The organism is Nocardia sp. NPDC041819, assembly GCF_055590505.1.
The window spans coordinates 104,478-124,861 of record NZ_JBVJAP010000011.1 but is presented as its reverse complement, the minus strand read 5'-3'; the positions used below and the strand labels follow the sequence as shown (position 1 = coordinate 124,861).

Annotated in this window: 16 protein-coding genes; 10 read left to right on the top strand and 6 right to left on the bottom strand. The window is 69.9% G+C overall.

Annotated elements, in window-relative coordinates; all coding sequences use genetic code 11:
- Positions 1 to 85 precede the first annotated feature (85 nt).
- Entirely contained in the window at positions 86 to 571 is a 486-nt protein-coding gene (locus ACZ6DL_RS27220; protein WP_466055311.1) for a MarR family winged helix-turn-helix transcriptional regulator, read from the bottom strand.
- 109 nt (positions 572 to 680) lie between these two features.
- Between ACZ6DL_RS27220 and ACZ6DL_RS27215 the strand changes: the two genes are divergently transcribed.
- The 3 genes from ACZ6DL_RS27215 to ACZ6DL_RS27205 all read left to right on the top strand — a co-directional run bounded on the left by ACZ6DL_RS27215 (position 681) and on the right by ACZ6DL_RS27205 (position 4,051).
- On the top strand, positions 681 to 1,211 hold the full coding sequence (locus ACZ6DL_RS27215; protein ID WP_040866787.1) for a phenolic acid decarboxylase: 531 nt from the start codon (positions 681 to 683) through the stop codon (positions 1,209 to 1,211).
- A 154-nt stretch (positions 1,212 to 1,365) separates the two neighbouring features.
- Positions 1,366 to 2,700 (top strand): lipase family protein, encoded by a 1,335-nt coding sequence (locus ACZ6DL_RS27210; RefSeq protein WP_466055310.1) that lies wholly within the window; start codon positions 1,366 to 1,368, stop codon positions 2,698 to 2,700.
- A 187-nt stretch (positions 2,701 to 2,887) separates the two neighbouring features.
- Positions 2,888 to 4,051, top strand: a complete 1,164-nt coding sequence (locus tag ACZ6DL_RS27205; RefSeq protein ID WP_466055309.1) for a serine hydrolase domain-containing protein — start codon at positions 2,888 to 2,890, stop codon at positions 4,049 to 4,051.
- Positions 4,052 to 4,168: 117 nt separating this feature from the next.
- Here the strand turns inward: ACZ6DL_RS27205 and ACZ6DL_RS27200 are convergent, their stop codons facing one another.
- Positions 4,169 to 7,354, bottom strand: coding sequence for an acetyl-CoA carboxylase family protein (locus ACZ6DL_RS27200; protein WP_466055308.1), 3,186 nt, complete (start codon positions 7,352 to 7,354; stop codon positions 4,169 to 4,171).
- 56 nt (positions 7,355 to 7,410) lie between these two features.
- On the opposite strand from ACZ6DL_RS27200, the gene ACZ6DL_RS27195 reads away from it, so the two are divergent.
- Entirely contained in the window at positions 7,411 to 8,019 is a 609-nt protein-coding gene (locus ACZ6DL_RS27195; RefSeq protein WP_466055306.1) for a TetR/AcrR family transcriptional regulator, read from the top strand.
- 17 nt (positions 8,020 to 8,036) lie between these two features.
- On the opposite strand, the gene ACZ6DL_RS27190 is transcribed toward ACZ6DL_RS27195, so the two are convergent.
- On the bottom strand, positions 8,037 to 9,545 hold the full coding sequence (locus tag ACZ6DL_RS27190; RefSeq protein ID WP_466055304.1) for a flavin-containing monooxygenase: 1,509 nt from the start codon (positions 9,543 to 9,545) through the stop codon (positions 8,037 to 8,039).
- A gap of 255 nt (positions 9,546 to 9,800) precedes the next feature.
- On the opposite strand from ACZ6DL_RS27190, the gene ACZ6DL_RS27185 reads away from it, so the two are divergent.
- Both ACZ6DL_RS27185 and ACZ6DL_RS27180 read left to right on the top strand, forming a co-directional pair.
- On the top strand, positions 9,801 to 10,946 hold the full coding sequence (locus ACZ6DL_RS27185; protein WP_466055302.1) for an LLM class flavin-dependent oxidoreductase: 1,146 nt from the start codon (positions 9,801 to 9,803) through the stop codon (positions 10,944 to 10,946).
- Positions 10,947 to 11,049: 103 nt separating this feature from the next.
- Complete coding sequence (locus tag ACZ6DL_RS27180; protein ID WP_466055300.1) at positions 11,050 to 12,471, top strand: amino acid permease; 1,422 nt, start codon at positions 11,050 to 11,052, stop codon at positions 12,469 to 12,471.
- A 1-nt stretch (position 12,472) separates the two neighbouring features.
- Here the strand turns inward: ACZ6DL_RS27180 and ACZ6DL_RS27175 are convergent, their stop codons facing one another.
- Positions 12,473 to 13,348 (bottom strand): VOC family protein, encoded by an 876-nt coding sequence (locus ACZ6DL_RS27175; RefSeq protein WP_466055298.1) that lies wholly within the window; start codon positions 13,346 to 13,348, stop codon positions 12,473 to 12,475.
- Between the two features lie 85 nt (positions 13,349 to 13,433).
- Here ACZ6DL_RS27175 and ACZ6DL_RS27170 point away from each other — a divergent pair, with 85 nt between their 5' ends.
- The 3 genes from ACZ6DL_RS27170 to ACZ6DL_RS27160 all read left to right on the top strand — a co-directional run bounded on the left by ACZ6DL_RS27170 (position 13,434) and on the right by ACZ6DL_RS27160 (position 16,224).
- Positions 13,434 to 14,384, top strand: a complete 951-nt coding sequence (locus ACZ6DL_RS27170) for an Lrp/AsnC family transcriptional regulator (RefSeq protein WP_466055296.1) — start codon at positions 13,434 to 13,436, stop codon at positions 14,382 to 14,384.
- 202 nt (positions 14,385 to 14,586) lie between these two features.
- Entirely contained in the window at positions 14,587 to 15,204 is a 618-nt protein-coding gene (locus ACZ6DL_RS27165; RefSeq protein WP_040866782.1) for an HAD family hydrolase, read from the top strand.
- 147 nt (positions 15,205 to 15,351) lie between these two features.
- On the top strand, positions 15,352 to 16,224 hold the full coding sequence (locus ACZ6DL_RS27160) for a helix-turn-helix transcriptional regulator (protein ID WP_466055294.1): 873 nt from the start codon (positions 15,352 to 15,354) through the stop codon (positions 16,222 to 16,224).
- Here the strand turns inward: ACZ6DL_RS27160 and ACZ6DL_RS27155 are convergent.
- Complete coding sequence (locus tag ACZ6DL_RS27155) at positions 16,176 to 18,614, bottom strand: ATP-binding cassette domain-containing protein (protein ID WP_466055292.1); 2,439 nt, start codon at positions 18,612 to 18,614, stop codon at positions 16,176 to 16,178. The genes ACZ6DL_RS27160 and ACZ6DL_RS27155 overlap by 49 nt on opposite strands.
- Before the next feature lie 432 nt (positions 18,615 to 19,046).
- On the opposite strand from ACZ6DL_RS27155, the gene ACZ6DL_RS27150 reads away from it, so the two are divergent.
- Complete coding sequence (locus tag ACZ6DL_RS27150) at positions 19,047 to 19,451, top strand: hypothetical protein (protein ID WP_466055291.1); 405 nt, start codon at positions 19,047 to 19,049, stop codon at positions 19,449 to 19,451.
- A 12-nt stretch (positions 19,452 to 19,463) separates the two neighbouring features.
- On the opposite strand, the gene ACZ6DL_RS27145 is transcribed toward ACZ6DL_RS27150, so the two are convergent.
- Positions 19,464 to 20,348, bottom strand: a complete 885-nt coding sequence (locus tag ACZ6DL_RS27145) for an LLM class F420-dependent oxidoreductase (RefSeq protein ID WP_466055289.1) — start codon at positions 20,346 to 20,348, stop codon at positions 19,464 to 19,466.
- Positions 20,349 to 20,384 lie beyond the last annotated feature (36 nt).

Sequence of the window (20,384 nt, the reverse complement as noted above, 5' to 3'; positions counted from 1 at the left end):
ACCTGGAACCTACTTTTGTGACAAAAGCAACTTACCGGGCCGGCGCCATGGGCGGGAGGAATTGGACGAATCAGATCGCGGGCGGCTACTCGGCGTCGGGACCACTCGCCAGGATGGTCAGCAAGCGCTGCAGCGCGGGCAGCGCGGAGTCGATCGCCGTGCGGTCGGAGGCGGGAAGGGCGTCGAGGGCTTCGCGCAACATCGCGGCGCTGGCCTGGTCGTACCGATCGAGCAGATGCCGCGCCCGCAAGGACGCCACCAGCATCGCGCCGCGCCGGTCGGAAGACAGCGGCTTGCGATCGACCAGCCCCGTTTCGGCCATCGTCTTGACGAGGTTGCTGATCGTCGAGGGCGCCATTCGGAGTTCACTCGCGGCACGGGTGGGCGTCAGGCCACCGGTGGCCACCAGCAACCGGAGCAATTCGATCTGAGGTTCCGGCAAATCCGGCAACCCCTCGGCGGCGCGCGTGCGGTTCAGCACCGCACGCCGCAGCGGCCCCAGCAGAGCACTGAGCCGAGCCTCGACATCGGGCTCCGATATCGCTCCAGCCCGGACGGTGATGGCATCCACGAACTCATTGTGCACTTGCGGTGCACGGCACCCGCCATTACTTTTGCAACAAAAGTATTAGCTGCACGGGCGCGTACCGCCCCGGCCACCCCGCACAGGAGCCTTTCCGATGAACGTCCCACGTCACACCGAGGACAGCGCGCCGCCGACAGCCGAGTTGACCGGCCTCGTGGGGCATCGATTCATCTACCGCTACGACAACGGGTGGCGGTATGAGATGTACGTGAAGAACAGCCACACCATCGACTACCGGATCCACTCGGGCATGGTCGGTGGACGCTGGGTCAAAGATCAGCATGTCGACGCCGTCCGGATCACTACCGACCACTTCAAGGTCTCCTGGACCGAACCGACCGGCACCAGCGTCGCCGTGGACATCCTGCCCGCGCGGCGACTTCTGCACGGGGTCATCTTCTTCCCGCGCTGGGTACACGAGCACCCCGAGCGAACAGTGCTGTTCCAGAACGAGTTCCTCGACCGGATGGCTTCCTATCGCGACCAGGGCCCGACCTACCCGATCCATGTGGTCAGCGAGCTCGCCACCATCACGTGGTATGAACATGTCGGCGAGAACGACGACGCCGTCATCGCCTGCGCACCGGACGAATTACCGTCCGGATACGCGGACCGAGTCAACTGATGCCGAACGCGAGCGACCCTCATTCATGTCGATTCCGGCGGTCGGCGCGGGGAAATGCGTGCTCGCTCGGGGGCCTACGGTGTGCCGCTCCGGCCGCACCATCGCCGAGCGCCTGGCTCCGCCGGTCCTCCGCCGGAAGAAACAAGAGGTCGTGATGACGAGGCGTTCGAATATCGGTGGCCGGCGGAAGGCAGGACACAACCCACTCCTGCCCGCACAGGATCCCTTCTACCGACCACCGGCCGATCTGGCCGCGCACAGGCCGGGCGCGATCGTGCGGAGCCGTCCTGTCGAGGTGGCGCTGTTCGCGGTTGTGCCGCAGAAGGTTTCGGCATGGCAACTGCTGTATCGCAGCAGCGATCTGCACGGCCGGGCGGAGGCCGCGGTCACGACCGTGCTGCTGCCCACGGGGGCCGTACCCGACCCCGACCGGCCGTTGTTGGCGTTCCAATCGGCGATCGACGCCGTCACCGAGCGCTGCGACCCCTCCTATGTCCTGCAGCGCGGCGCCCGGGCCCGCGGGTCCATCACGCAGGCGGAGTGGTTGCTGGTCGCCGGCGCCCTGCGGCGCGGCTGGGCGGTGAGCATCGCCGACCACGGTGGCCGCGCAGGCAATTTCGGCGCCCCACGCGAGCCCGGCTACCGCGCCTTGGACGGCATCCGGGCCGCCCTGCAATTCGGGCCACTACATCTGCGCCCCGACACCATGGTCGGCGTCTGGGGTTACTCCGGTGGCGGCATGGCCAGCTCCTGGCTCGTCGAGATGGCGCCGACCTATGCCCCCGAACTCGACATCGTCGGCGCCGTCCTCGGCTCCCCCGTCGGCGATCCCGGGCAGGTGTTCATCCGGCTCAACGGCGGCCGCTACGCCGGCTTCCCCGCCATCGTGATCGCCGCGCTGCGGCCGCTGTACCCGATCCTCGATCGCGTCATCGAGGCCAACCTCACTCCCGAAGGCCACCGCCTACTGGAGCGCGCGCGGAGGCTGCCGCCCATCACCGCGCTGCTGCGGCTGGCCAACCAGAAATTCGACGACTACCTGCACAAGCCCTTGGAAGAAATCATGGCCGAACCGGAACTGCAGGGCATGCTAAACGATTTGCGGCTCGGCGGATCCGCTCCACGGTGCCCGCTGCTGGTCGTCCAGCCCGTGCGCGACAAGATCGTCCACATCGAGGGAATCGACGCACAAGTCGACAGTTACCGCCGCGCGGGCGTCCACGTCACCTACCTGCGCGACCGGTGCAGCGACCATTTCACTCTCTTGCCACTCTCGACGCCGATCAGCCTGCGATGGCTTGCCGACCGATTCGCAGGCAAACAGTTGCCGCACGCAGGCACCCGGACGGTACGTTCTGTCGCGACCATGGCGCCCGGAGTGCGCGGCTTGCTCGTTATGGCTGGGACGGCACTGCGCGTGACGTTCGGCAGGCCCCTGACCGCTGGCCGCCGGCCGCATCGGCACACCGACCGCACCATCGCCGCATGACCGGCCGACCACCGTAGGCCGGTCGTCGGGAATGCCGGGGCGGCCGCCCGAACGTTCGCCGAGTGGGTGACCGAACACCAGAACCGATTCCGAGCGATGCTCCGGGCATGCTTCCGGGCGCCGAGCGCGGTCCGCCGCGAGATCGGGCCGGGTGCCCGCTCTGCCGCGGCGTGACATGCTGTGCCGCATGACAGTCGAAGGAACCGTCGCCGCCGGTTACCAGGTCGTGCGGGAGGCGTTCGCGGCGAACTTCACCGAACACGGCGAGGTCGGCGGCGCGGTCTGTGTGTACCGGGACGGGCAGCCGGTGGTCGATCTGTGGGGCGGATCGGCCGATCCCGGCACCGGGCGGCCGTGGCAGCGCGACACGCTGCAGTTGGTCTACTCGGCGACGAAAGGCGTCGTCGCGACGATCGCGCACCTGCTGGCGCAACGGGGCGAACTCGACCTCGACGCTCCCGTCGCGCGCTACTGGCCGGAGTTCGCGGCGGCGGGCAAAGCACGCATCCCGGTGCGGTGGCTGCTCACCCACCAGGCGGGCCTGGCGGCGCTGGACGAGCCCGTTCCGCTGGACGACGCCCTGGCCTGGACGCCGATGGTCGAGGCGCTGGCCGCGCAGGCGCCGAACTGGCAGCCCGGGACCGCGTTCGGCTATCACGGCCGCACCTACGGCTGGCTGATCGGCGAAGTGATCCGCCGGGTGTCCGGTCGTACGCCGGGCCGGTTTCTGGCCGAGGAGATCGCGGGTCCACTCGATATCGACTTCTTCATCGGGCTCCCCCCGGCGGCGCGGCACCGGGTGAGCCGATTGGTGTTCGCTCCGGTACCCGATCTGTCCGAGGTGCCCGAGGAAAACGTTCCCGAGTCGCTGCGTCCACTGCTCGCCGCGATGCGCGACCCGCAGGCGCTGGTCAATCGAGCCTTCCAGATCACCGACCCCGCGGACATCGACTTCGATTCCCCGACCGTCCAGGCCGCGGAACTGCCCGCCAGCAACGGCATCGGCACCGCCCGCGGCTTGGCCCGGCTGTATGCGGCGCTCGTCGGCGAGGTCGACGGCCGCCGCCTGCTCACCGACGACACCCTCGCGGCGGCCACTCGCGAACAGGTGGCGGGCACCGATCGGGTGCTGATGCTGCCCGGCCGGTATGCCTCCGGGTACATGCTGCCCACCCCGGAGCTGCCGCTCGGCGGTGGCGCTTCGTTCGGCCATCCGGGCCGTGGCGGCAGCCTCGCCTTCGCCGACCCCGATCGCCGCCTCGCCTTCGCCTATGTCACCAACCACATCGTCGAAGGCGCGCTGGACCCGCGCGCCCGCAACCTGGTCGACGCGCTGAGCGGGGTGCGCTGACGGCTCCGCACCGTCGCGGGGCGGCCGACCCGGCCGATGAGCCGAGGGCGCCCGCCGCGGCGCGGCTGCGCGTACCGAAACCCCGAGCACGGCGCTATCGGTCGAGCCCGCCCCAGTTCAACGCAGCGTGCGGAGCCAGCGGCGGGTGTCGGCGGGGTCGATGACGTCGTCGACCTCGAGCACGGTGGCGGCCGTGAGTGCCTTACCGTTGGCGTAGGCGAGCTGGACCAGGTTGTCGAAAGCCTCCTGACGCTGGACCGGATCATCGATCGCGGCCAGTTCCTTGGCGAACCCGAGGCGGACCGCGCCCTCGAGGCCCATGCCGCCGATCTCCCCGGTCGGCCACGCGACGACGAACCGGGGCGCACGGAACGAGCCGGCAGCCATGGCCTGAGCGCCCAGACCGTAACCCTTGCGGACGATGACGGTGCCCAGCGGCACCGAGAGCGCGGCGGAGTCGATGAACAGGCGGCTGAACTTCGTCACCGTGGCGTCCTTCTCCGCGTCCGGGCCCACCATGAAACCCGGTGTGTCGCACAAGGAGACGATCGGCAGGCCGTGGGCGTCGCACAAGCGCAGGAACATGCCGAGCTTGTCCGCGGCGGGAGCGTCGATCGCCCCGCCGTGATGGTGGCAGTTGTTGGCGATCAACCCGAAGGGCCGTCCCTCGACCCGGATCAACGCGGTGACGATCCCGACCGCCCAGTCGCGCCGCAATTCCAGCACCGACCCGACGTCCGCGACGGCTTCGATGGCGGCGCGGATGTCGAACGCGCGCAGGCGATTCTCCGGGACCACGTGCCGCGCCAGGCGCGGGTCCGGCGCGGTCCAGTCGGCGGTGTCGCCTTGGAAGTAGGCGAGATAGCGACGCGCGGTGGCGACCGCCTCGGCCTCGTCGGCGGCGACGATGTGCACGACGCCGTTGCGGCGTTGCACCTCGACCGGCCCGATGTCCTCCGGTGCGTACACGCCCAGTCCGCCGCCCTCGATCATGGCCGGACCGCCCATGCCGATGTTCGCGTCGGGGGTGGCGATCACGACGTCGCACATGCCGAGCAGGGCCGCGTTGCCCGCGAAGCAGCGCCCGGACACGATCCCGATCAGCGGCACGCGGCCGGAGAGCGCACCCATCGCGCGGAAGGTGGTGACGTCCAGGCCGGAGATGCCGGGGTAGTCGGTATCGCCCGGTCTGCCGCCACCGCCCTCGGTGAAGAAGACCACCGGAAGCCGTTGCTCGCGAGCGAGTTCCAGCATGCGGTCGGTCTTGACGTGGTTGCGCATCCCCTGGGTGCCCGCCAGCACCGTGTAGTCGTAGGACAGCACCACCACGCGGGAGCGATCGGGGCCGAATCGCTCGGCGCCGACGGTGGCGACGCCCGCGACCAGACCGTCGGCGGGTGTGTTCGCGATCAGGTCCTCCTGGCTCCGACGCAGGCGCTGCGCGGCGACCGCGAGCGCGCCGTATTCCACGAAGCTGTCCGCGTCGACCAGGTCGGCGATGTTCTCCCGGGCGGTGCGCCGCCCGAGTCGATGGCGTTTCGCGACGGCCTCCGGGCGGGCTTCGTCGAGGCCGACGCGGTGGCGAGCGTGGACCTCGGCGAGATCGGCGCGCACCGAATCCAGGTCTACCGCACCGTCCTCCACGACCGCGCCGTCGTAGTCGGCGGCGACGAAGGTCAGCAGCGGCGCATGCGGATCGACGACGGCACCGAGCGCCACGACGTGGCGGCACACGCGCAAGTCCTGTTCGGCCCGCACCACGTGTTGCATCTTCATCGCTTCCAGTACCGCGACCTCGCCGCCCGCCGCCACGACGGCCCCGGGCTCCGGGAGCGCGACCACCGTGCCGCCCATCGGCGAACGCACCGCTTGCTCGTCACCGGCCAGTGTCACCTCGGCCGCCGTGACCGGCTCTCCGACCGGCGCGGCGGGCAGGGCGGGAGCGAAATCCTCGGCGCGCCGGACCAATTCACCGACGTGCTGCTCGAACCACGTGGTCGAGACGACGCGGCCCCGCGACAACTCCGCCAGGACCGCGCGCAGCACGGCGAGATTGGTGTCCACCCCGGTCACGACGGTCTCGGCCAGGGCGTCCGCGCACCGGCGCAGTGCGGCCGGATAGGACGGACCACTCGCGACGATCTTCGCCAGCAGAGAGTCGAAACGCACGTCCTGCCGCATCCCGGTGAACGCGGCGGTGTCGACCCGCACCGCGCCACCGGTCGGGGGCGCGAACCGGGTCAGCGTGCCCGCGCCGGGCAGCACGTCGCCGCCCGAGGTGACGGTCTCGGCGTTCAGGCGCGCCTGCACCGCGAAGCCGCGTGCGCCATCAGGAGCGGGCAGCGCCAATTCGGCCAGCGTGGCGCCGCGGGCCAGAGCGCATTGCACCGCGACCAGGTCGATCCCCATGACCGCTTCGGTGACGGTGTGCTCGACCTGCAATCGCGGGTTGACCTCGAGAAACCACGCCTCGTCGCCGCGCGCGAGGAACTCGACGGTGAGGACCCCGCGGCAACCGACCGATTCGGCGATCCGGACGGCCCAGCTGTGCAACCGCTCGCGCAACGCGGCGGACAGGTCGGGCGCAGGCGCCACCTCGAGGAGTTTCTGCTGCCTGCGCTGCACGCTGCAATCGCGATCGCCGACGGCCGCCGCGCCGCGGCCGTCGGCGACGATCTGGACTTCGATGTGGCGGGCGCCGGTGACCAGCGCCTCCGCGTAGATCCTCGAGTCGCCGAATCCGGCCAGCGCCTCCGCGCGGCAGCGTTCGATCACTTGCGGAAGGTGAGCCACATCCCGTACGGCGCGCATACCACGGCCTCCACCGCCCGCGGCGGCCTTCACCATCACGCCGTCGGGATGTGCGGCGAGCAGGGACTCGACAGCGGCGATGCCGGCACCGCGATCAGTCGCCGGGATCACCGGGACGCCCGCGCGATCGGCCGCCGCGCGCGCGGCGGTCTTGTCGCCGAAGACCTCGAGCGCTTCGGGCGACGGACCGACGAACACGAGATCCGCCGCGGCGCACGCGCGCGCGAATTCGGCGCTCTCGCTGAGAAATCCGTAGCCCGGGTGCACCAGCGCTCCCGGCCCCGCCTTCCTGGCCGCGGCGATCACCGCCGTCACGTCGAGGTAGGCGGCTGCCCCGGCGCCCGGCAACGGCACGGCGTCGTCGGCCAACCGGACATGCAGCGCGTCTTGTTCCTCGGCGGTGTGCACCGCCACGGTCCGCCAGCCCTGTTCCCTGGCGGTGCGCAGCACGCGAACCGCTACTTCTCCTCTGTTGACCACAACGAGCTGCATGCCGCCCAGTCTCGTTGACATTGACGTCAACGTCAATATGGGGCACGATAACCGGTGTGACCCAGTCCACCTGGTCGGTGCGCGCAGCGCGGGAGCGTTCGCACACCCCCCGGCACCACGCCCTGCTCGACGCCGCCGCCCGGGTGTTCGCCGAGCGCGGCTACGACAACACCACGGTCGCCGCGATCACCGGGGCGGCGGGCGTCTCCCGCGCGACGATGTACGTCTACTTCGCCTCGAAAGAGGAGATCTTCCTCGCGCTGGCCGAACGGGTTCGCGACGACTTCCTCGCCGCCCAGGAGCCGGGCATCGAGGACGACGATCCGCGAATAGTGTTGCGCGCCACCATAGAATCCTTCGCCACGGCGGTCGCCACGGCCGGGGCCCCACTGCGCCTGATCGACGAGCGCGGTGCGGTGGACCCGAAGGTGGCCACATTGGCCGAGGAAATCACCGAGCGCCCGATCCGCCGCTTCACCCGGTATCTCCAGCGTCAGCTCGAGGCGGGCCGCATCGCGCCGGTGGCGGACCCGCGGGTGATCGCGGAGACCATCGGCTACACCCTCACCGCGGGCGTCCTGGCCCGCCGGACCGCCGACGACGCCGTCCGCGCCGAGTACTGCGCCGCCATGGGCAGAGTCGCCGAAACCCTGCTGGGTCTGTAGGCGACGCGCGGCGGCGCTCAGGCGCTGCGCGTGCCTTCCAGCGGACGCGCGGCGGTCGGTGTCTGCTCGGCCCGGCCGAAGGTCAGCACCCCGTCCTCGAGCGCGCCCTTGCGCAGCAGCTTGCGGTCGCGGAAATAGTTGTTGATCACCTGCCACGGACCGTTGGTGCCCTGGCGCGGCATCACCGCGTCGCCGCGCTGAATGTAGCCGGAGGTCAGCGCGCCGCCCATCACCGAATCGGCACCCCGATCGCCATCGGCGGCAACGGCCTCGACCCGGGTGAAACCGTTGGTCTTCATGTGGTTGAGCACGCGGCAGAAGTACTCGGCGGCCAAGTCCGCCTTCAGCGTCCAGGACGCGTTGGTGTAGCCGAGCACCATCACCGCGTTCGGCACACCGTCGAGCATGGCCCCCTTGTAGACCACCCGGTCACGGGTGACCACCGGCTCGCCGTCTACCTCCAGGCTCATACCGCCCAGCATCTGCACGCTCAGGCCGGTGGCGCTGATCACCAGGTCGGCGGGCAGTTCCTCGCCGGAGACCAAGCGGATGCCGGTCTCGGTGAAGGTCTCGATGCGGTCGGTGACGATGGACGCCTTGCCGCTGCGCAGCACCTTGAACAGGTCGCCGTTGGGCACCACGCACAGCCGCTGGTCCCACGGGTTGTAGCTCGGGGTGAAATGCCGCATATCGATACCGGAGCCGACCTGCATCCGCACGGCGGCCAGCAGCAGCTTCTTGGCCGCCTCCGGGTTGGTGCGGGAGAGTTGGAAGCTCGCGCGTTGCAAGGCGATGTTGCGCGCCCGCCCGATCCGGTAGGCGAGCTTCTCGGGCACCTTGGCGGCTTTCATCCCCACCGCGACCGGGTCGTCGGCGGGCAGCGCGGTGATGTAGGTCGGTGAGCGCTGCAACATGGTGACGTGCGCGGCCGCGTCGCTCATGGCCGGGATCAGGGTGATCGCCGTGGCGCCGGAGCCGATCACCACAACCCGCTTGCCGGTGTAGTCGAGATCTTCGGGCCAGTGCTGCGGGTGCACGATCTGCCCGCCGAAGTTCTCCTCGCCGGGGAACGTCGGGCGGTAGCCCTTGTCGTAGTCGTAGTAGCCGGTGCAGCCGACCAGGAAGTTACTGGTGAAGACCTCGGTCTCGCCGGTCTGCTCACAGAGCGCCTCGACCGTCCAGGTGGACGTCTCACCGGACCAGCGTGCCCTGGTCACCTTCCGCCCGAACCGGATGTGCTCGGTGACGCCGTACTCGGCGGCGGTCTCCTCGATGTACTGCCGGATGTGCGGACCGTCGGCGAGCACCTTGGTGCCGTTCCACGGACGGAAGCCGTAGCCGAAGGTGTACATGTCGGAATCGGAGCGAATGCCCGGATAACGGAACAGGTCCCACGTGCCGCCGATGGCCGTCCGGCGCTCCAGGATCGCGTAACTGCGTCCGGTCCGCTCTCTGGTGAGATGGCAGGCCATGCCGATTCCGGACAGCCCAGCGCCGATGATCAATACGTCGACATGCCGCGTCATTGAGGTACTCGTTTCGTCCGCTCCGCCTCGCACACCCGAGGGTGCGTGCTGAGGCCAGATTACGTGTTATTCGTGGTTACGTCTAGTCACGAATCGTGACACGCGCGGACCCCGGGATTAAAACCGGGCTGGTTCCAAACCGTGACCCGAGCCGGGCGAGCGCCCAGCATGGATCACTGCGGCGCCCCCCGGGCGCACCACCTCGATCTGCCCGTTACCGGCTCGGCCGCGGTCTCCGGAAGGAAGTTGGCTCACATGAGTCTGTCGTTCCACTGGTTCCTCCCCACCTACGGCGATTCCCGTGGACTGGTCGCGGGCGGGCACGGCACTTTCATGTCCGGTGATCGCCCTGCCGACCTGCGGTATCTGAACCAGATCGGCGCCGCCGCCGAGGACAACGGCTTCGAGGCGGTGCTCACCCCCACCGGCGCGTGGTGCGAGGACGCCTGGCTGACCACCGCGATGATGGTCGACACCACCGAGACATTGAAGTTCCTTGTGGCCTTCCGTCCCGGCCTGGTCAGCCCGACGCTCGCGGCGCAGATGGCGGCCACCTTCCAGCGGCACTCCCGGGGCAGGCTGCTGCTCAACGTGGTGACCGGCGGCGAGCCGCACGAGCAGCGGGCCTACGGCGACTTCCTGGACAAGACCCAGCGCTACGCCCGCACCGGCGAATTCCTGCACGTGGTGCGGGAACTGTGGACCTCCACCGAGCCCGTGACGTTCGACGGTGAGCACATCCGGGTCCACCAGGCGTTGCTGAGCAACCGGCCCGATCCGGTGCCGCCGGTGTTCTTCGGCGGTTCCTCCGAACCGGCGGGCCCGATCGCGGCCCGTTACAGCGACGCCTATCTGACCTGGGGCGAGCCGCTGCCCGCGGTGAGCAGGAAGCTGGAGTGGATCCGCGGTCTGGCGGTGGATCACGGACGCGTCCTCGACTACGGCCTGCGCGTCCACGTGATCAGCCGTGACACCTCCGAGCAGGCGTGGGCCGAGGCCGACCGCCTGCTGGCGGGCATCGACCCCGCCGACATCGAGCGGGTGCAGGCCAACCTGGCGCGCAGCGAATCCGAGGGCCAGCGGCGCATGTCGGAACTGCACGGCGGCAGCACCGAGCGGCTGGAGATCGCGCCCAACCTCTGGGCGGGAGTCGGCCTGGTCCGCGGCGGTGCGGGCACCGCCCTGGTCGGTTCACACGCCGAAGTGGCCGATCGGCTGGCCGAATACGCGCGGCTCGGCATCAACCACTTCATCCTCTCCGGCTACCCCCACCTGGAGGAGGCGTACTGGTTCGGCGAAGGCGTGCTCCCGATCCTGGAACGCGAGGGCTTGTGGCGGCATCCGCACCGCACCGCCCGCGTCGTCGCCGCCACGCCCTTCGCCGCGTCCTCCGGTAGCTGAGAGCGCAACACCCCAGTTATTCCCAGGCGGGGCCGCGCGGCGAGAATGGGCTATCGGTTCGGCACACCGGCCGTGACCGACGGACCGTTCTCGTAAGGGAGTCATGACCACCGCATCCGCCCGGCGATGGCGCCGCCGACTGCCCGACACCACGACCCAGGCGGGCGCTCCCACGCTCGCGCGCAGGCTCGGCCGACTCGATCTCACCGCCATGGGCGTCGGCACCATCGTCGGCGCGGGCATCTTCGTCATCACCGGCGTCGCCGCCGCGGAGAAGGCCGGTCCCGCCATCGTGCTGTCGTTCATCTTGGCCGGAGCGGTGTGCGCACTGGTGGCGTTGTGCTACAGCGAACTCGCGGCGATGGTGCCGGTCTCCGGCAGCGCGTACACCTACACCTACGCGACCCTCGGCGAAGCACCGGCGTTCCTGGTCGGTTGGAACCTGCTGCTGGAGTTCGTCATCGCGGGCGCCGCGGTGGCGATCGGCTGGTCCGGGACCACGGTCTCCGCGCTGAACTCCCTGTTCGGCATCACCATCCCGCACGCACTCGTCGCGGGGCCCGCCGAAGGCGGTGTGGTGAACCTGCCCGCCGTCCTGATCGTCGCCGCCGTCGTCGCGGTGCTGGTCGGCGAGGTGACATTCACCGCGCGCATCACCAAGGCGCTGGTCGGGGTGACCATCGGCGTGCTCGTGCTGGTGGTCGCCGTCGGCGCCCCGCACGCGAGCGTGGACAACTGGACCCCGTTCGCGCCGTTCGGCGTCGGAGGCATCATCGGCGGCGCGGCGATCGCGTTCTTCGCCTTCCTCGGCTTCGACGTGGTCGCCGCGTCGGCGGAGGAGGCCCGCAACCCACGCCGCGACGTACCGTTCGCCATCATCGGCACGGTACTCATCGCCACCGTGCTCTACGCGCTGGTCAGCGCCGTGCTCACCGGCATGGTGCCGTTCGCCACGCTGAACAACGGCGCGCCGATCGCCACCGCGTTCGGCGCGGTGCGGATCGGATGGATCGGCGACGTCATCGTGATCGCCTCGATCATCGCGCTCACGAAGGGCCTGCTGCTGATCGTCTACGCGCAGGTGCGATTGATGTTCGCGATGTGCCGCGACCGGCTGCTGCCCTACCGCCTCGCGGCCACCGGGAAACGGTCCACGCCGGTGCGGCTGACGCTGCTGCTGGGCGCGCTGGGCGCGGTCATCGCCGGACTGCTGCCGATCGACATCGTGGTCGAACTGGTGAACATCGGCGCGCTGTCGGCGTTCGCGGTGGTGTGCGTGGGCGTGCTGGTGCTGCGCCGGGCGGAGCCCGAGCGCGAGCGCCCGTTCCGCACCCCGCTGGTGCCGGTGGTTCCGTTGCTCGCGCTGTTCGGCTGCGTCCTGCTCGCGACCACCCTGGAGGCGCTGACCTGGGTGCGGTTCGGCGTGTGGGTCCTGGTCGGCATCGCGGTCTACCTCGGATACGGACGCAAGCGCTCCACGCTCGCCGAGCCACGACCCGCCGCAGGCCCACCGGCTGGGGCCTGACTCAGCCCGCCACGAAGAACAGACCCGCGCCGTAGGCATCCCGTGCGGAGACGAAGAAACCCTCATTCGTCTCCCGAACCGGTACACCCGCGTTCCCGACGATGTCGCGTGCGACGGCCGAATCATGCACCGCGATGGTCATGGCGGCCAGGTACGACGGCGCGGGCGCCGGTTCGCCCGGCAACACGGCAGGGGCCTCGGACGCGCGCACCAACTCCAGCCGCCCCGCGCCCATCTCCAACACGGTCAGCGCTCCCTCGCGGATGGCTCGCACAGCCAAGATGCGGCTGTAGCGTTCGACGATCGCATCGAACTCGGCGTCGGCCGCGACGATGAGCACGGCGGCGATGGCGCGGGCGCCGTTCGGGTGCGACAGGTAGCGCGGCTGGTGCACATATTCACGGGTCAGATGCTGGGCGACGCCCAGCATCGCCTCCGGCGTCGAACGCGGGTCCACGTGCACGGCCCGCGCGCGCACCACACGAACGCCGTCCTCGGTCTCGACCTTGCGCTCCAGGTCGAGCACGCCGGAGGCGGGCACGCCCGCCGCCGCGAGCTGCCGCCGTGCCGACTCGGCGTCATCGGTCTCGAGGTTGAGCAGGCGAAAGCCCTCGTACGCGTCGGCCATCGCCTTGGTGTGCCATGGATCCGGCGCGGATTCGTCCACGATGCCGAGCAGTTCGAGGTATGCCCCGCCGAACAACGCGCACCGGTTGGCCGTGCAACCGGGCGTGGGGGGTTCGCCCGGGCGCGCGCTCAGCAGGTGCCGCGAGCGGGGACTCAGCGTGAACCCGAGATCGAGATAGCGGCGTTCCAGGCCGTCCAGATCGCGGGTCAGGATTCCGGTGTGGTGGATGGCGTCGATCGGTTTCTGCACACGGGCGATGCTGGTCCTGCCGGCGCCGCACCGCCCTTCACCGAGGAGGATTCGGCGGAATCCGGCATTGTCCTACGCTGACGTGGTGGATTCGGTCACCTTGGACGACGTCGACCGAAGACTGCTGCACGCCTTGCAGCTCGACGGCCGGGCGCCGTTCAGCAGGCTCGCGCCCGTGCTGGAGGTCTCCGAGCGCACGCTGGCCCGCCGCTACCGGCGGCTACTCGCCACGGGCGGCCTGCGGGTGACCGGAGTCGCCGATAGCGGGCACGTGGGCCACGCCGAGTGGCTGGTTCGCCTGCGGGTCCGGCCGGATGCCACCGCCGCGTTGGCCCGCGCGCTGGCGCGCCGCGCCGATACCGCCTGGGTGACGGTCATCGCCGGTGGAGCGGAACTGACCTGCCTTTTCCGTGTCCCCGGCGACGCTCCCCTGCCCGAGCTGGCCCGCCATCCGGCCGTCCAGGCGGTGGACGCGCAGCGCGTCTTGCGGCACGTCATGCGACACCGCTGGCGGGAACGGATGTCGGCGCTGTCCGCCGAGCAGAGCGCCGTCATCCGTGCGCCGCACGCGGACCAGGCCGCACCCGTGGCGCCGAGCGAACTGGATCAGCGTCTGCTGCCCGCGCTGGCCGCCGACGGGCGGGCAGCCTATCCACGGCTCGCGCGCGCCGTCGGGTGGTCGGAATCCGCAGTGCGGCGGCGGGTGGAGGAACTGCGTGACGCCCGGGTGCTCGGATTCGATGTCGAGATCGATCCCGTACTGTTCGGGTTCACGGTGCAAAGCCTGCTCTGGCTCACCGTCACGCCCGCGCACCTGGTCACCGTCGCGACCACGCTGGGCGCCGATCCGGAGGCGGCGTTCGTCGGCGCCACCACCGGCCCGCACAATCTGCTGGTGTGCATTGTCTGCCGCGACACCGATGCCCTGTTCCGCTACACCACCGAGCGGATCGGGACCCTCAGCGGGATAGATCGCATGGAAATCAGCCCGATCAGCGGGTACGCCAAACGCACCGCGCCACCGATCCGCACCTGACGCAGGTTTGCGTCGGCTGCCGAAATATGCGGTCGCACAGCCGGTTACGTGACATCGAGTGCATCGGTGGTTCCACGTGAAGCACGGCAGCACCACCACACCGTTCGGACAGCCCCACGGCCCACACACCCGCGTGCGGCGGAGTTGTGAATCACAACAGCCCGACCGGCACGCCGCCACGCGGGCGATTAGGGTCGATCAAGTGACCTGGACCGTGGGCTTCGACCTCGACATGACGCTGATCGACTCGCGGCCCGGCGTCGCGCGGGCCATCGACCTGCTCGGCGCGGAGTTCGGCCTGCCGCTGTGCGGGACGACGTTCGCCGATCGGCTCGGCCCACCGCTGGCCACCCTGCTCGTCGAGGCCGGCGCGCCGGAGGAACTCGTCCCAGCGCTGGTGACCCGCTACCGGGCGCTGTATCCGACGCTCGTGTCGACCATCCCCCCGATGCCCGGCGCGCAGTCCGCGCTGGCGGCCGTCGAGGCCCGCAACGGACGGGTACTCGTGGTCACCGGCAAGCATGCCCCGCTGGCACAGCTGCATATCGCCGAACTCGGGTGGCGCATCGACCATCTCGCGGGCGACCTCTGGTCGGCGGGCAAGGCGGCGACACTGCGCGAGCAGGGCGCGGACCTCTTCGTCGGCGACCACGTCGGCGACATGAACGGCGCGCGGGCCGCGGATGTCTTCGCGGTCGGCGTCAGCACCGGACCGTGCTCGGCCGACGAACTGCGCGCGGCGGGCGCGGATGTGGTCCTCACCGACCTCACCGAGTTCCCCGCCTGGCTCGCGACGGAGTTCGGCGCGGTCACCGCCTAGCGGGGCGCTGGGCACCGAGCGCGGAAATCCGGCGGTGCCCCACTGCCGGGGCACCGCGGGCAACCGCGGCACCGGTCCCCCAAGGCTGCCACCTCCCGGGAGCAGCGGTCCTACCCCGGCGCCCACCGGCTGCGGCATGATCGACATGTGGATCGAACCGAACTGGCCGCGTTGCTCAGGCAGGCGCGCGACCAAGTGCGTCCGGGCGATGTCGGATTGCCCGCGGGCGCGCGTAGGCAGGTGCGGGGGTTGCGCCGCGAGGAGGTCGCCCAGCTCGCCGGCGTCAGCGTGGACTATGTGGTGCGCCTGGAACAAGGGCGCGGCCCCCGTCCGTCCACCGCGGTGCTGGCCGCGCTCGCCCGCGCACTGCGGCTCAACGACGAGGACCGCACGCTACTGTTCCAGCTCGCGGGCGCGGCGCCTCCGCAGGAGGGCCGCATCGACATGGTGGTGCGGCCGAGCGTCTTGCGCCTGCTGGACCGGATGGCGGATCTGCCCGCACTGGTGCTGTCGGCCAAAGCCGACGTGCTGGCCTGGAATCCGATGGCCACCGCGCTGCTCGGCGATTTCTCCGCATGGCCGCCCGCCCAGCGCAACATCATCTGGCAGCGCTTTCTCGGCACCGAGCCGGGACGGGTCGCGATGACGCCCGCCGAGGCCGAGAACGCGGCGTCGTTCTCCGTCGCCAGCCTGCGCAGCGCCCGCGCCCGCTATCCCGACGATCCCGGCCTCCTGCGCTTGGTCTCCGAACTGCGTTCCCGCAGTCCACGCTTCGAGCAGCTGTGGACCGCACGGCGATCCGGGCAGTGGCGCAGCGCGACCAAGACGATCGAACACCCGGATCTCGGCGCGCTGCGGCTGGACTGCGACACCTTGCTGGTCCCGGACACCGACCAGGCGGTCGTGGTCTACTCGGCGGCGGCCGACAGCCGGGAGGCCTCGGCACTGGAACTGTTGCGGGTGAGCGGGACTCAGCAGTTCACGGCGCCGAAGCCCGCCGGCCGGCTACCCACCTTGTAGCGGCGCAGGTATTCGCCGGTGAGCGAGGACGGATGCGCGAGCAACTCGGCGGGCGTCCCGGTGAAGACGATCTCGCCGCCGCCCTTGCCGCCATCCGGGCCGAGATCGATCACCCAGTCGGAGTGGGCGACCACGTCGAGATTGTGCTCGATCACCACGACGGTATTGCCGCGGTCGACCAGACCGTCCATCAGTGCGAGCAGCGTGTCCACATCGGACATGTGCAGCCCGGTGGTGGGTTCGTCGAGCACGTAGACGCTGCCGGTGTTCTGCAACTGGGTCGCCAATTTGATGCGCTGCCGCTCTCCGCCGGAGAGCGTGCTCATCGCCTGCCCCAGGCTGAGATAGTCCAGGCCCACCTCGTTCATGGTGCGCAGCTTGGTGTGCAGCGCCTTCTCGGCGAAGAATCCGAGCGCCTCCTCGGCCGACATCTCCAGCACGTCGGCGATGGATTTGCCGCGCAGCGTCAGGGCGAGCACCTCATCGGAGAAGCGCCGTCCGTCGCAGGCGTCGCAGTGGGTGGTCACGGGGTCCATGTAGGCGATCTCGGTGATGATCACGCCGCGACCCTCGCACTGCTCGCACGCGCCCGCCGAATTGAAGCTGAACAGGCCCGCGGACTCCCCCGTCACCTTGGCGAACAGCTTGCGAATGGGGTCCATCAACCCGAGGTAGGTCGCGGGCGTGGACCGGGACGACGCCGCGATGGGCGACTGGTCCACGAAGATCGCCTCGGGGTGCTCCTTGACGAACACGTCCCGGATGAGGCTGCTCTTGCCCGAGCCCGCGACGCCGGTGACGCAGGTCAAGACACCGGTTGGGATTCCGACCGTCACGTTCTTGAGGTTGTGCACCGCCGCACGCTCGATGAGCAGCTCACCGGTGCCCGTACGAAAGGAGTCCTTCACCCGGAAGGGCCTGCGCAGACCGGCGCCGGTCGGGGTGTCGGCGGTCCGCAGGTCGGCGAAACTGCCCTGGAACACCACTTGCCCGCCGTGCACGCCCGCGCGCGGCCCGACATCGACGACATGGTCGGCGATCTGGATGACATCCGGATCGTGTTCCACCACGATCACCGTGTTCCCCTTGTCCCGCAGCGCTTTCAGCAGGTCGTTCAACCGTCCCACATCCCGTGGGTGCAGCCCGACGCTGGGTTCGTCGAAGATGTAGGTCAGTCCGATCAGCGTGCTGGACAGATGCTTGATCATCTTCAGCCGCTGCCCTTCGCCGCCGGAGAGGGTCGAGGTCGGCCGGTCCAGGCTCAGATAGCCCAGCCCGATGTCGGCCACCCGCCGCAGCCCGGTGCGGATGGCGCGGGCCAGGCCGACGGCGGCCGGATCGGTGATCTCGTCGAGCACCTCGATCAGATCGGTGACCTGCAAGCGCGCCCAGTCCGCGATGGTGCGCCCGTGGATCTTCGTGGCCAGGGCCGCCTGGTTCAGCCGGGCGCCCGCGCAGGTCGGACAGACGCCCTCGGTGAGGAATTGCCGCATCTGCTCGCGGGTCTTCTCGCTCAGCGTGGAGGTGTCGCGCTGCAACCGGGTCCGCGTGAACTTCGTGGCCAGACCCTCGTAATTCGCCTTCCAGGTGCCTTTGCTGAAGGTCAGCTCGACCTTGCCGCCGGTGCCGTAGAGCAGGTCGTGGAGTTCTTCGCCGGTGTAGGCGGTCAGCTTCTTGTCCGGGTCGAAGCGGCCGGACTTGCCATAGAGTTGCCAATCTCCGCTGCCCACGCCGTACCCCGGCAGCAGTATCGCGCCTTCGTTCAGCGACTTCGTCCGGTCGAGCAGCCGATCGGGGTCGGCGCGCACGGTGACCCCGAGACCGTCGCAGTCCGGGCACATGCCCTGCGGCACATTGAAGGAGTAGTTGTAGACGAATCCGGCCGAGGGCGAACCGAATCGGGCGAACATGGCCCGCACCATCGAGAAGATGTCGGTCATGGTGCCGACCGTGGATCGCGGGCCGCCGCCCACCGGCTGCTGATCGATGATCACCGGCGCGGTGAGATTCTCGATGGCCTCGGCGTGCGGGCGTTCGTAGCGGGGCAGGAAATTGAGGATGAACGCCGGGAACGTGGCGTAGAGCTGGCGCTGCGATTCGACGGCGATGGTGTCGAAGACGATCGAGGATTTGCCCGAGCCGGAGACGCCGGTGAAGACGGTGATCTTGTTCTTCGGGATCTCGAGCGACACGTCGCGCAGATTGTGCTCACTGGCTCCCAGAACCCGGATGGCGTCGAGCGTTGCGGGGGATTCGGCGAAAGGCATACCGCACACCTTGCCACTCCGCACCGACAAAATGCCGCGGTAAGTGTGATCTAAATCACAATAACCACCGGTGGTGTCGCCATGCCCGCCCTCTGAAAGGTGGCGCTGCGCGATGACTTCCACGACCCGCCGGGAGCACCCGGCGCCCTGGCGAAGAGTTTCCTGCATCGGGGACCGACGGGGCCCAGCGTGCGCATTCGTGAAACCACCGGTGTGCACGCCGAGATCCGCTCGGCCGCAGCGGATCTCCTGCTCGGGTCACGAATGCGGCGACGGCTCGTGCGGCGCCGCGCCCGCCGGGACGCAATCCCGCTCGAGCGTCCTGCCCAGAGGCGCAACGCCCGGCTAGAGTCGGGGCATGCCGCCGCTTCGGGAGCACAGACCGCGAAAGGCCACCGTCACGCTGCCCGACGACATCGTCGCGCGGCCGCAACCGGGTGGCCTCGTTCCGCGAGACGTTCACGGCGGCAGGCTTTTCGCGCCGAGAGCCGTCGCCGCGCCAGGGCCACCGCCGTTATCCGGCCGGGAGGTGGACGCACCTCACGCCGGCGCGGCGTGAGGTTGCGAGCCTTCGGCGGCGTCGTCTTCGACGCCGCGGCGGTCGTCGCGTTCACCAACCGCGCCGACTATGCCCAGGCGATCGTCTGGGCGACGGTCGACGCGGGGAACACCATCGTCGTTCCGAGCACCGTGCTCGCGGCGGCGCGCACGCACATCCCGGCCGACCGGCTCGACATCCTCGCCGTGCTGGTCGGCCTGCCGCACACCGTGGTCCCGGCGTTCGACCGAACCGTGAACCCGCCCGGCGAGCCGGGCGGTGCCTGCTCTGCCGCCGACGCCATGGTCGCTGCCGGTCATGTCACCCGCGAGGCGGTCGCACGCACCTGGCCCTGTCTGACCAGCAGGCCGAGAAGACTGCGGCAGATCGACCCGCGCGTCATCGTCGACCGGCTGCCGTGAACCGCAGGCGGATCAGCGCAGCAACGGGATGACGGCGGCGAACTTCTCCATGCTGTCCTCGAGGACGGTGACGTAGCTGATGCCGTAACGGTCGCGCCGATCGCGCAGGTGGTCGGCCATCTCCTCGGGGGTGCCCATGAGCAGGATCGGGTGCTCCTCCGGGGAGTCGGCGACGTCCGGCGGCAGCGCCGGACCGAAGACCTCCAGGACGCTCGCGCGTTCCGCCGGCGGGACCACCCGCTGCACCAGGATGTTGAACTCGACCTTGTCCAGCCGCGCACCGAGCAGTTCCCGCACGTAGGCGACGCGCTCCTCGATCTCGGCGAGCCCGGCCATCTGCAGCGGTCCGCCGTTGCGCGCGGCCGCGGCCCCGGTGAAGGCGATGACGTCGGCGTGCCGCGCGGCGACGGCGAGCAACCGATCACCCCACCCGCCGATGAGCACGGGCGGACCCGACGGTTGGGCGGGCTGCGGCTGATACTCCGGGTCGCAGAACAGGCGGCGCAACGTGATCACCGTCTGCTCCAGGTGCTCGACGCGCTTGCTCCCGCTTTCGAACGGGATGCCCGCGGCCTCGAACTCCGCCTGCACGTAGCCTGCGCCGAGCCCGAGTTCGACGCGCCCGTCGGTGAACTGATCGGCGCCTGCCACGTCGCGGGCCAGCAGGACCGGATTGTAGAACGCGGTGTTGAGCACGAAGGTGTTCAACCGCACCCGTTCGGTCGCCTCGGCGGCCAGGATCATCGCGGGGAACGGCGCGGGCAGGCCGAGATGATCGGCGACGCCGACCACGTCGAAGCCGAGTTCTTCTGCCCGGCGGCACTTTTCGATCCAATTCGACCGTGCCTCGGGGACCACCATGTTGACACCGAACCGGAAGGGGCGCTGCGCAGTCACGTGTTCTGTCTAGCGAATCACGCCGGAAGGCCGGAC

Bases quoted from the DNA above. Each gene is read 5' to 3' on its own strand.
- ACZ6DL_RS27215 (WP_040866787.1), top strand. From the start codon at position 681: ATGAACGTCCCACGTCACACCGAGGACAGCGCGCCGCCGACAGCCGAG.
- ACZ6DL_RS27210 (WP_466055310.1), top strand. From the start codon at position 1,366: ATGACGAGGCGTTCGAATATCGGTGGCCGGCGGAAGGCAGGACACAAC.
- ACZ6DL_RS27205 (WP_466055309.1), top strand. From the start codon at position 2,888: ATGACAGTCGAAGGAACCGTCGCCGCCGGTTACCAGGTCGTGCGGGAG.
- ACZ6DL_RS27200 (WP_466055308.1), bottom strand. From the start codon at position 7,354: ATGCAGCTCGTTGTGGTCAACAGAGGAGAAGTAGCGGTTCGCGTGCTG.
- ACZ6DL_RS27190 (WP_466055304.1), bottom strand. From the start codon at position 9,545: ATGACGCGGCATGTCGACGTATTGATCATCGGCGCTGGGCTGTCCGGA.
- ACZ6DL_RS27185 (WP_466055302.1), top strand. From the start codon at position 9,801: ATGAGTCTGTCGTTCCACTGGTTCCTCCCCACCTACGGCGATTCCCGT.
- ACZ6DL_RS27180 (WP_466055300.1), top strand. From the start codon at position 11,050: ATGACCACCGCATCCGCCCGGCGATGGCGCCGCCGACTGCCCGACACC.